The sequence below is a fragment of the Sorangium sp. So ce362 genome (assembly GCF_051519845.1).
Taxonomy (GTDB): Bacteria; Myxococcota_A; Polyangia; order Polyangiales; family Polyangiaceae; genus Sorangium.
The window spans coordinates 432869-444879 of the sequence record NZ_CP150332.1 but is presented as its reverse complement, the minus strand read 5'-3'; the positions used below and the strand labels follow the sequence as shown (position 1 = coordinate 444879).

Here is a 12011-nt window from a genome sequence, read left to right as displayed (position 1 = left end):
ACGCGGCGCGGCGTCCCGGCGCGCGTCCCCCCACGCGGCGCGGCGTCCCGGCGGGCGTCCCCCCACGCGGCGCGGCGTCCCGGCGGGCGTCCCCCCACGCGGCGCGGCGTCCCGGCGGGCGTCCCCCCACGCGGCGCGGCGTGCCGGTTCGCGTCCCCCACGCGGCGCCGGCTCCCCAGGTCACGTGGTCGACGGCCGCCGCCGGAATCCGCGAGAGCTCGCCCGAGCGGACGGCGGTCCCGGCTGTCTCGACAGCGGACCTCTCCCGCTGCGCGCGACGCCCTGCGGCCCCTCGCCGCTCCTTGGTGCCCCACCGGGGGCGAGCTACCGTCCCGCCATGGCCAGGACCGGGCGGCGCAAGCAGAAACCCACGCCGCGACAGGGCGCCCCGGAGCTCACCCCGAAGAACGTCGCGCTCATGGACGTCGACGCAGCGGTCTACCGCCTCGTGAAGCTCCTCAGCCGCTTCCCGGACGAGCGCCTCGACACGAAGGCCCGCGGCGCCATCGAAAAGACCCTGCCCGCCCTGGACGCGCTCCGCGCGAGCCACCCGGACCACCCGCAGGTCACCTGGGTCGCCGGCATGATCCTCCGCAAGCTCGGCCGCCTGGAGGACGCCGCGCAGCTCGCCCGCCGCGCGTTCGAGCTCGACCCCACCTTCGCCACCGCGGTCAGCCTGGCGTACACCCTCCGGGAGCGAGGCGACATCGACGCGGCCCGCGACGCGTTCGAGGCCGCCGCACGCCTCGATCCCGAGGACGTCTCGGCCCGCTGCGACCTCGGAGCCATGCTCTGCGAGGCCGGCCGCGCCGACGAGGGCCTGCGCCACCTCGAGGCCGTCCTCGAGGCGCAGCCGGCGCACCCCGCAGCCTTCCCCCTCCACGTCTACCACCGCGCCGCGCGCGACGGCGACGCCTCCGCGTACGACGAGCTCGCGGCGTACGCCAAGGCGCACCCGGAGAGCGCCGCTGCGGCGCGGTCGCTCGAGCGCCTCCGCGCCGAGGGGCTCCACCACCCCGCCCCCGTCAGCGTCGTCGAGGGCTTCGTCGCGGGCGTCGCCGAGGCGCTCGACCACCTCCACCGGGATCACGACCCGTGGCTGAACCGCTTCGGCGCGCGCGCGCACGGATACCGCCTCCGCCCGCCGCTCACCCTGCGCGAGCTCCAGCGCATCGAGGCCTCGTGCGGCGCCCGCATCCCCGCCGACTACGCCGCCTTCCTCACCCGCGTCGGCAGCGCCGGCGCCGGCCCGTACTACGGGCTCCTGCCGCTCGACGGCTCCGGACAGCTCGAGAGCCTCACGGGCGAGTTCCCCCACACGAGGCCCTACCGGCCCGATCCGCGGACGCTGACCGCCCCCCAGCGCGCCGCGCTCCACGCCGACGAGGCCGTCCGCGGGACCGTGGCGCTCGCGCACATGGGCTGCGGCTACTTCTCCGTGCTCGTGATCCGCGGCCCGCGCGCCGGCAGCGTCTGGGCGGATCTGCGCCCTGCAGGCCTCGGCGTCGTCCCGACCCACGACAGCTTCACGGCGTGGTACCGCGGCTGGATCGAGGCGCTCTCCAGGGGAGAGCCGGCGCGGATCCCCGTGGAGCCAGGCCGGTGCTCGGCGCCCGCGGCGCTCAGCGACTACCTCGCCTCGTGGGAGCGGCAGCACGCGCTCCGGCCCGGCGCCCTGGACGAAGCAGGGACGCGACGGGCGCTGCGCGAGATCCCCGACGGCGGCATCGCGATCCAGGCCGAGGCGTCCAGGTACTTCGACGCCGGCGATCCCGTCAGCCCCTGCCCCAGCTGCCAGCACATGTTCGAGCACTTCTTTCGGAGAGACATGCTGCGGCCCGCGCAGCTCCGGCCCGGCGTGCCGCCCAGGGCCGCGCGGCGGATCCGACCGGAGGCGTAGCGCCCCGCTCGCTCCGGCGGCGGTCCCCCCACGGCGGGCTGCACGCCGTCGCGCGTCCCCCAGGGCGGACCGCGCAGCCCCCGCCGCCGGCTCCCCCGCCTGCTCCGCGCGCCGCCGCCGGGCGCGGGGCCGCCGCCTCTCAGCGGCGGAGAGGACGGGCGCGGCGAGGGCGACCGTCCTCTGGCTGCTTGTCGAGTAGGGGCCCCTGGTTGCCCAGGGGCCCCTCTCACAGAACCGGACTTGTGGGCCTCACATCCGGCTCTTCGGGACGCCGGCGTCCGAGGTCGCCCTCGTGGTCCGGCGCCGGTGTTTCCACCCGCAGCTATCCCAGCGGCAGCGCAAGCTGCACCGGGGCGATGATGGCTCGGCCTTGCAGTTCCCTCCACTTGGCCGCCAGTGAAACGAGCCCACGTTCGGCGAAGTACGCGTTACGCAGTCCCCGATCCACCGGCGAGCTGTGGCTGAGCGCCCACCAGGAGCGGTGCTCCTCGTAGACCTTCCACGCTGTTTTGGGCTTCACGCCGAGCCGGATGAGCCGGCGTGCGATCGTGCGCTTGCGCTTCCACTGCTTGAGCAGCAACGCGCGCAGGCGCCGCCGGATGTGCGCGTCGAGGTTCGACAGCATCCGCACCGCGGCCTCGGTGCAGATCCAGAAGAAGCCGATCCAGCCGAACAGGTACGCGTTGAGCTGCAGGATGCAGTCGCGGAGCGACCGTCCCCAGTTACGCGGCACCAGCGCGCGGATCTTTTCGTCGACGCGGGTCTTGGACCGCTTCGACAGCCTCACCTCGACGCTTCCGTCCTCCGGCTCGCGCCGCAGGCTGAAGCCGACGAAGTGTCGCTCCTCCGGTCGCGCGACCGCGCTCTTGGCCGCGTTCACCTTCAGCCGCAGCCGGCTCTCGATGAAGCGGACCACGCTCGCCATCACACGCTGGCCGCTCCGCTCGCTTCGGACGTAGATGTTCACGTCGTCGGCGTAGCGGACGAAGCGGTGGCCGCGCCGCTCGAGCTCCCAGTCGAGCTCGTCGAGCACGATGTTGCTGAGCAATGGCGAAAGTGGACCGCCCTGCGGCGCTCCCTCCTCCGTGCTCACCACCACCCCGTTCGGCATGATCACCTTGGCCTTGAGCATCCTTCGGATCAGGTCGATGAGCCGTCGGTCCTTGACCCCCAGCTCGAGCCTGGCCACCAAGCGGTCGTGGTGGACCCGATCGAAGAAGCTCTCCAGATCGAGGTCGACCATCCACTCGTGGCCCTCCTCCAGATGCCGCACGGCCTCCGCGATCGCCGTGTGACAGCTCCTCCCGGGTCGGAAGCCATGGCTGCTTCCGTGGAACGTCGGCTCGTAGTGCGGGCTGAGCACCAGGTGCACCGCCTGCTGTACGATCCGATCGACCACGTTCGGGATGCCAAGGCCGCGCTGGCCGCCCCCTGCCTTCGGGATCCACACCCGGCGGATCAGGCCCGGGCGGTAGCTCCCTTCCAGCAGCTCGCGGCGCAGCGCCGGCAGCACGACGTCGAGGTGCGCGCGCACCTCGTCCACGCTCTGCCGATCCGGTCCGGGGGCGCCATCGTTCTGCGCCACCTTCTCGAACGCACGCATCAGGTTGTCCTCGGACGCCACCTCCTCCATCGTCATCGCCAGCAGGGCGATTCCCTTCGTGTTCCGAGCCTTCGGCACCGCGCGCGGCGCAGGCACGGGCCGGCCCGTGTCCACCCCGCCGTCGGCCCCCTTCGGGCTGTCGGCTGTCGCTCGGAACAGTTCGAGCTGTCCTGCCTGTTCACTCGCCGTGGTCGCCTTCCCTCCCCGCGTCGCCGCGGTTGGGGCCGCCTTTCGACGGTCTTCCGGTACTACGCGACCATCCGACTCCTCCCGTCCCTTCACCACTTTGTCCTTTCGTTCTCCATGGTTACCGCCCACGGTCGCCCGTGGCGGAGGCCGGGAGGTCTCCCCGGGTAAGAACGCGAAACTTCGTGCCGAGCCCGTCGCCTATACGCACGCCGCCCGACGGACATTTGGGCTTCGCCGCCGTTGGCCGGCTCACCCCGCGGTACGTGCGCCTCGTCAGCGCTTCGCTTTCGCTCGGTTCGGCACTGCACCTTAGACTTCCACCAGACGAGACCTCGCGGGCTCGCCCTTGTCGCTTCGGTGTTGGGTTCCTTTCCGTCTGGGTCCCAAGAGGACTTGCACCTCCAGTTCCGCGCCCATGCCGGGCGCACCAATGGGGCCGCCGCCTTTCAGCGGCGGAGAGCATCGCGAGCCGCGCCATGGCGAAGGCCAGCGGGGGGCGGCTTCAATGGGGCCGCCGCCTTTCAGCGGCGGAGAGCGTGCTCGGTGGCAACTGAGCGGCGACCGAGGCGGAGCTTCAATGGGGCCGCCGCCTTTCAGCGGCGGAGAGCCGAGCTCGTCGAGGGCGAGTGCGCGTGACCAGCATGCTTCAATGGGGCCGCCGCCTTTCAGCGGCGGAGAGGTGCCGGCGGGCGCCTCGGCCGCCTGCGCCACCACGCTTCAATGGGGCCGCCGCCTTTCAGCGGCGGAGAGCGACGAACCTTGGCCGCTGGAGGACCCACATCAACCTGCTTCAATGGGGCCGCCGCCTTTCAGCGGCGGAGAGCCTTCCCCGTCGCGTCCTCGAGCGCGTCGGTGAGCGGGCTTCAATGGGGCCGCCGCCTTTCAGCGGCGGAGAGCCTTCCCCGTCGCGTCCTCGAGCGCGTCGGTGAGCGGGCTTCAATGGGGCCGCCGCCTTTCAGCGGCGGAGAGCATTTCATCGGTCGTGTTCGACGAGCCCATTCAGGGCCGCTTCAATGGGGCCGCCGCCTTTCAGCGGCGGAGAGAGCCGGTGACGGCGTTGGACATCAACGTCGCCCGGATGCTTCAATGGGGCCGCCGCCTTTCAGCGGCGGAGAGACTCAGCGGCCCCAGGCCCAAGCGCGGGCGTGATTGGGCTTCAATGGGGCCGCCGCCTTTCAGCGGCGGAGAGAATGCTACCGGGGACAGTGACATCAGGGGGTTCTACGAGCTTCAATGGGGCCGCCGCCTTTCAGCGGCGGAGAGGCCAGTCAGAGGATCGTTGCCGAAGTCGACAGCATCGCTTCAATGGGGCCGCCGCCTTTCAGCGGCGGAGAGGCGAGAGCGGCTCCTCGAGGCCGCGGTGCGCGATCGGCTTCAATGGGGCCGCCGCCTTTCAGCGGCGGAGAGACGGGAGACCCTGACATGCCCTGCTACCGAGTGAACCTGCTTCAATGGGGCCGCCGCCTTTCAGCGGCGGAGAGACGGTGGAGTTGGCGAAGGGCTCGAAGCGCGGCATGACGCTTCAATGGGGCCGCCGCCTTTCAGCGGCGGAGAGCGCTCGGCGATGCCGGACGTCATCATCACGAACTACCAGCTTCAATGGGGCCGCCGCCTTTCAGCGGCGGAGAGCGCGGGCGATCGGGCACGTGACGGGCGCGGCGGCGGGGCTTCAATGGGGCCGCCGCCTTTCAGCGGCGGAGAGCCACTGAAATTCGCGCTTCAGCGGGGACGCTGAACCGCTTCAATGGGGCCGCCGCCTTTCAGCGGCGGAGAGGCCGATCAGTGCACGAGTAAAAGGTGCGCGGGCTGAGCTTCAATGGGGCCGCCGCCTTTCAGCGGCGGAGAGGCGAATTCTGGGGGGATACGTGCGAGCATGACGACCCGGCTTCAATGGGGCCGCCGCCTTTCAGCGGCGGAGAGTCAACTCTGTAGGGTACTGGGCACGCGAGAAGAATGCTGGCTTCAATGGGGCCGCCGCCTTTCAGCGGCGGAGAGAGCTGCGAAAGATGTATCTGTCCCTGGGATTCACCAGGCTTCAATGGGGCCGCCGCCTTTCAGCGGCGGAGAGTCTCCTGGGGCGCCAGCGTCGCTGGTTCGTTCCGCTGCTTCAATGGGGCCGCCGCCTTTCAGCGGCGGAGAGACCTGCCGCGGCGGGCCTTTCGGCGTAGGAGGCGAGGCTTCAATGGGGCCGCCGCCTTTCAGCGGCGGAGAGCGCGCCTTGTAGGAAGCGGCGACCTTGGACGGGTAGCTTCAATGGGGCCGCCGCCTTTCAGCGGCGGAGAGCGCCCAGAGCGTGGCGTCCCGCGCGCCCGCCTCCGCGCTTCAATGGGGCCGCCGCCTTTCAGCGGCGGAGAGTCCAGGAAGAGCGCCTGGCGTATCGCGTGGCGAACAGGCTTCAATGGGGCCGCCGCCTTTCAGCGGCGGAGAGGGGGTCGGGCGGCTCATCGTGGAGGCCTACAAGCTCCGGCTTCAATGGGGCCGCCGCCTTTCAGCGGCGGAGAGCCTGACCTCGTGATGGCGGACGAGGCGCATCGGCTCAAGCTTCAATGGGGCCGCCGCCTTTCAGCGGCGGAGAGCCTCTGCGTGCGCGGCGTCGAGATCGATGTCCCAATGGCTTCAATGGGGCCGCCGCCTTTCAGCGGCGGAGAGCGTCAAGCCTTCCGAATCTTTTTTTTTCGGTCGACTCTCCGCTTCAATGGGGCCGCCGCCTTTCAGCGGCGGAGAGGATGCGGCTCTCCGGAGGAGGCAGAGGAGATCATCGCGCTTCAATGGGGCCGCCGCCTTTCAGCGGCGGAGAGTCCGAACCCCGATCCCGCGCCGGAACCGATCATCCCGCAGCTTCAATGGGGCCGCCGCCTTTCAGCGGCGGAGAGACAAGATCTGTCGCATCGCGCGGCAGGTCGGCGCCATGCTTCAATGGGGCCGCCGCCTTTCAGCGGCGGAGAGCTCGAGCGTGACGCGCACGGCATCGTGAGGTTCAAGGCGCTTCAATGGGGCCGCCGCCTTTCAGCGGCGGAGAGCCGATGGGACGGTGCCCGGTACCACGGTCTACATCGCGCTTCAATGGGGCCGCCGCCTTTCAGCGGCGGAGAGTTCGGCGTAGGAGGCTAGAGCATGTACGTCCACGTGCTTCAATGGGGCCGCCGCCTTTCAGCGGCGGAGAGCAGGTAGATCATACTCACCCTATGAACAACGACGCTGCAGCGCTTCAATGGGGCCGCCGCCTTTCAGCGGCGGAGAGTTGTCCCTTACTCGTCTCTGCCTCCCCTTAAAGTTGCTTCAATGGGGCCGCCGCCTTTCAGCGGCGGAGAGGCGATGGGCTTGGCGATGGGTGCGCGGCGCCTCCGGTCGGCTTCAATGGGGCCGCCGCCTTTCAGCGGCGGAGAGCTAGGCCGCTTTGCGCACGCGCTTGCTCGTCGCCTTCGCTTCAATGGGGCCGCCGCCTTTCAGCGGCGGAGAGTACCGCGGGACCGACGCAATCCAGACCGTTCGCCACGAGCTTCAATGGGGCCGCCGCCTTTCAGCGGCGGAGAGACGGTCAGGAGCAAGCTGCGGGAGGCCCTGGTCTACTTGCTTCAATGGGGCCGCCGCCTTTCAGCGGCGGAGAGCCTAAAGCCGCTGTACTTCGGAGTAAGCACCTCCCGGCTTCAATGGGGCCGCCGCCTTTCAGCGGCGGAGAGCCCGCGTCGACAGGTCAGCAAATCGAGTGCACTCCGGCTTCAATGGGGCCGCCGCCTTTCAGCGGCGGAGAGAGGCCTCCCAGACCTACCTAATATTTCGCGCACTTGCAACCCGGTTTGCGAGAGGTCCCCGTTCCACCCCCCGCTCCGGCCACCCGGGGCCGCCCCGCGCGCCCCCGGCCATCTCGAAATCCATCGTCTTTTCAAACACCTGCCGGCCTTGCGAGCGCCCCCCGGGTTTTTCGCGTCACTCCACCGCTCGCGGCCGGTGCTCCCGCCCTCTTCTACCACACCCCCTCCTCTCCTCGCCCAGCCCTTCCGTTCTCCCCGGCCGCCTTGCCGCTTCCTGCCCCACCTCCCCCGCTCGCCTCTCCACCTCGCCCGACTCATCCCCCACCTCGCCCGACTCATCCCCCACCTCGCCCCTCGGAACGCTCACCTCCCGAGCCGGGGACGACCCCCGGCCGCCCCGGAGCTCCCGCCCGCCCGACCCCCGCGACCCACCGCCCGCGCCGGGGCTTCGTCCCCCCGACCGCCGGCGCCCTTGTACTCCAGCCGCACGTCGCGGGATCTCCGTGGATCTCGATGTACGGGCCGGCGATCGGGACGCTTGGCTCGTTCGCACACGGGAGGAGCCCAGCTCGTTCGGTGCTCACCGATGCGCGGCTGGAGACGAGCGTGCGGACAGCGGTCGCCATGGGAGTCGTCGCTGCGCTCGCCGTCCTCGTCCCGGCGTTCGTCCTCGTTGCCGTCCGCGTGGCCTGCGGAGGGTATTCTTATAGACACCGGAACCACTGCAGGTGGTCTCTATCACCAGCCGTGCTTCTGCATGGACTGTCCGCCTCCCCGGCTCCAAGCATGTTGGATGGAGAGATTAACCTCACGCAGGTGGCTTCGGACATCCGGGATGGATAGATTAACCTCACGCAGGTGGCTTCGGACATCCGTGATGGAGAGGTTAACCTCACGCAGGTGGCTTCGGACATCCGGGATGGATAGATTAACGTCACGATCGTGACAGTTTTCTTCGACACAAGTGAAGATAATCGCACAAATTCGTCCAATTCTCAGCAAAGCCCGGCCTCGATCTTGTCAAGATTCATGACATCTTGCCGCTTTCCCCTGCGATGCTCTGTCCGAGGAGGCCGCCCATGCCGAGGAACGACGGGTACACCCTCGGGGAGATCGCCGAGGAAGCCGGCATAAGCGAACGCACCATTCGCTACGGGTACGAGCGGAACCTCGTCGTGCCGCCGCCGTTCGCCGGGGACCGGGGACGCGGTACTTGCGCGAGCATCGGCTCCAGATCCTGTCGATCCAGAAGCTCCGCGAGCAGGGGCTCAAGCTGCCCGAGATCAAGCGGAAGCTCGCGACGATGTCCCCCGCCGACATGGAAGCGCTGCTCGCGCCGCTGCCCCCGGCGTTCCGGCCCCCGCCGCCCGAGCCGACCTACGCGGCGGAACGCTGGGAGCGTGTCGTGCTGGTGCCCGGCCTGGAGCTCCTCGTGAGCAGCGCGGGCGGGCCGATCCTGCGGTAGATGGCCCAGCAGATCGTGATTCACTTCGGCGGCGCGGCCCCCGGACCGCACCCGCTCCAGGACTACCGCCGCGCGTCGCGGGATCTCCGCCGAGTTCGATGAGCGGGCGGACGATCGTGACGCTCGGCTCGTCCGCACCCTGGCGGAGCCCAGCTCGTTCGGTGCTCACCGACGTGCGGCTGGAGTACTTGCCCCGCACCCCGGCGCGTTCCTCACCGGCGCTCCTGCCCGCGCCTCGCGCCCGCGCCCCGGCCGCCGGGCGCAACGGGCGCTGAGCCGCGCGGGCGCGTCGCGTTCGCTCCTCTCCCTGCCTCGTAACAACCCTTCATCCATCGAACACGCGCCGTCACAGCACCGCGCGACTCGGGGCGGGCACGCAGCGGCGGCGGACGGCGCTGGCAACACGATTCCAGCACGACAACGATTCCAGCACGACATCGGCGCGACCCACGTAATACCTCGGCTCGTGTTCCTGCTCCGGCTCCCCCGCATACGTGCTCACGCCCTCTTTCGCCTCGCAAAAACAGCAGGCGAGGCACCACGATCGCCTTGCTGAAGCGCTCGCGAGATCCCATGCTCGCCCCCGGATCGATGCGCAGCAGATTCGACGCCTTCGGCAAGAACATCCTGCGCCATACCCTCGCGCGCGCCTTGGCCGCCCCCAGCGCCGGCTCAGCGCCTCACACCACCACCGCCACCCGCTCCGACGGGACGTACGCCCTCCCGAGCGACGCGATGGCGCTCAGCCCGCGCCCGTTCGCCGGACCGATGTCGATGATCAGCACCTGATCCACCCTCGAATCGATGATCTGCCCGATATCGCGCCGCAGCTCCACGAGCTCCCTCCGGCTCAGATCGCACTGCCACACCGAGAGCTGCAGCCAGTCCCCATACCCCCGCATCGCCTTGAAGATCTTGCGCAGCCGCTTCGGATCGCAGACGTCATAGCTCACGACGTAACTTTGCCTCACGCCGACCTCCTCTCCCTCTCTCCCTCGCTCCGTCTCCCGCTCTCTCCCCGCGCCCTCTCCCCCGCCTTCACCGCGTCCGGAACGACGGGTACGCTCCGACCTCGCCGAGCAGCACCCGCGCGAGCAGCCGCGCCTGCACCTCCAGCACCCGGCGGTAGCTGATCCGGTAGCCGAACACCGGGTGCGTCACGAGTTGGTCCATCCGCCGCTCGTAAGCCAGGAGGAACTTCTTGCGCCCCGCAGGCCGCAGCGCCACCGCGCCCCCGAAGCGCAGGAAATCGTCCGGCGCGACCACCCCGTTGTTGATCACCGCGACGACCACCGAGTCCGCCACGATCGGCCGGAACTCCTCCATCAGATCCAGCGCCAGCGCCGGCCGCCCAAAGCGCGGCTGGTGATAGAACCCGAGCAGCGGATCCAGCCCGACCGTGCCCAGCGTCGTCGCGATCTCCTTCGCGAGCAGCGCGTACGCAAGCGACAGCAGCGCGTTCACCGGATCCCGCGGCGGCCGGCGATTGCGCCCCTCCAGATCGAACTCGCCCCTCGCCTCGCCCCCGGCCTTCAACATGCCGGCGAACGCCCCGAAATACACCCGGGCCGCGGTCCCCTCGATCCCGAGCAGCGACGGCAGCGCCGCCGCCTCCGCGGCCCTGCGCGCGAGCTGGTCGAGCTCCGACAAGACGGCCGCCTCGGGCGCCGCGTGGTTGCGCCGGAGCATCGTCCTCGCGTTCTTGATCTTCGACACCACCACGCCGCGCGCGAACGACAGGCAGAACGCCTCGTCCGCCGCCGCCCGGTGCTGCGCGACCCGGAGCTCCACGTTCCGCGACTCGAGCCCCGTCGCGCGACCCATGTAGTAGCCGCCGTACGTCATGAGACAGAGCGGTATCCCGCGCTCCAGCAGCGCCCGCATCGCCTGCGTCGAGATCTGCACGTTGCCGAGCAGGGCGACCTGCGACGTGTTCGAGAGCCGCGCCTCGGTCTGGCCCCCGGTCCGGCTGTAGATCACGAGCCGCTCGCCCGCGAGCCCGATGCGCGCCCCCTGCTCCTGCACGTACATCGGGACCTTGTCGTCGCGCGCAGGATGGAGCCGCCTGAGCTCCGCCTCGCCCTCCTCGTCGCCGTCCCCAGGCCCCGCGTCCGCACGCGCCTCGCCGGCGATCCCCCACGGATCCACCTCCAGAGGGCCCTCCAGCTCCTCCGACCCGTCGGCCTCGAGAGGCGGACTCTCTGGCTCCACCGCCGCGTCGAGATCCTCCCCGGCGAGACGCCGCAGCAGGTTGGTCTCGTCGGGCAAGCAGATCCCCACCAGCGAGCAGCCGTTGCATTTCGGGCTGTCAACGAGGGGCGGTGGGATGGCCGCGGCCGTCGTCACCTCCCGTGCGCGCGCCGCGGCCGCCTGCGTCGCGGCGATCAGCGCCTCGTCGATCGCGATCGAGACGCGACGCCGCGACGCCGCGAAATAGACGGCCGCCTCGTCGCACGAATACCCGTGCTCGCGCAGGAGCAGCACGTGCGCACAGAGCTGCGCGCGCTCCGGCAGGTAAGCCCCGCCGGGCACGTCCGGCGCACGGCCGCGCTTGTACTCGATCGGCAGCAGGCGCCCCGACGCGTCGCCCTCCACCACATCGATCTTCGCCGTGATGCCGAGCCGCTCCGACGAGAGCCACACGCTGCGCGCCTCGTACGGCGCGGGCTCGTCGCCCTCCTCGTCCCTGTCGGCCCGCCTGCCCGGCGCGCGCCGCTGCTGCACCGGCGCAGGCGTCGCCGCGGCCGGCGCAGGCGTCGCCTGCTCCCCGACGGAGCCGTGCGCCACCCCTGCCGGCCGCGCCGGCAGCTCGCCGCCCGCGACGTCCGCGCGCCGGTGCACGCTCCGGCCCTCCACCGTGAAGACGTTGTCCTCGAACTCGCCTTGCGCCCACTCCAGGTAGAGCAGGCGCTCGCAGTAAAGCACCTCGTTGATCATCCGCGCCGGTACCAGCTCCGGCGGCGTCCCCGCGACAGGCAACCTCCGCGGAAGCGGCTTCGCCCGGATCAGCGGCTCGCTCGACTCGTCCGTGACTCGCTCAGGAGCTCGCGCCTTCCCCATGAAACCCCCTTTCAAGGACGATGAAACGCTGGATCCGTCGCC

The 12011-nt window shown here is 70.5% G+C and carries 5 protein-coding genes, 1 pseudogene and 1 CRISPR repeat array; of the genes and pseudogenes, 3 read left to right on the top strand and 3 right to left on the bottom strand.

Features of this window, described 5'->3' with window-relative positions; genetic code table 11:
- Positions 1–337: 337 nt before the first annotated feature.
- On the top strand, positions 338–1900 hold the full coding sequence (locus WMF17_RS01720) for a tetratricopeptide repeat protein (protein ID WP_437647678.1): 1563 nt from the start codon (positions 338–340) through the stop codon (positions 1898–1900).
- Positions 1901–2222: 322 nt separating this feature from the next.
- On the opposite strand, the gene ltrA is transcribed toward WMF17_RS01720, so the two are convergent.
- Positions 2223–3581, bottom strand: a complete 1359-nt coding sequence (gene ltrA, locus WMF17_RS01715; protein ID WP_437647676.1) for a group II intron reverse transcriptase/maturase — start codon at positions 3579–3581, stop codon at positions 2223–2225.
- A gap of 535 nt (positions 3582–4116) precedes the next feature.
- A CRISPR array of direct repeats spans positions 4117–7444; the repeat unit is 36 nt; unit sequence GCTTCAATGGGGCCGCCGCCTTTCAGCGGCGGAGAG.
- 1055 nt (positions 7445–8499) lie between these two features.
- Between ltrA and WMF17_RS01710 the strand changes: the two are divergent.
- Positions 8500–8640, top strand: a pseudogene (locus WMF17_RS01710) (MerR family transcriptional regulator); the annotation flags it as partial.
- A gap of 17 nt (positions 8641–8657) precedes the next feature.
- Positions 8658–8909, top strand: coding sequence for a hypothetical protein (locus WMF17_RS01705; RefSeq protein WP_437651494.1), 252 nt, complete (start codon positions 8658–8660; stop codon positions 8907–8909).
- A 680-nt stretch (positions 8910–9589) separates the two neighbouring features.
- On the opposite strand, the gene WMF17_RS01700 is transcribed toward WMF17_RS01705, so the two are convergent.
- Positions 9590–9880, bottom strand: coding sequence for a CRISPR-associated endonuclease Cas2 (locus WMF17_RS01700; RefSeq protein ID WP_437647674.1), 291 nt, complete (start codon positions 9878–9880; stop codon positions 9590–9592).
- Positions 9881–9947: 67 nt separating this feature from the next.
- Positions 9948–11969, bottom strand: a complete 2022-nt coding sequence (gene cas4g/cas1g, locus WMF17_RS01695) for a CRISPR-associated endonuclease Cas4g/Cas1g (RefSeq protein WP_437647672.1) — start codon at positions 11967–11969, stop codon at positions 9948–9950.
- Positions 11970–12011 lie beyond the last annotated feature (42 nt).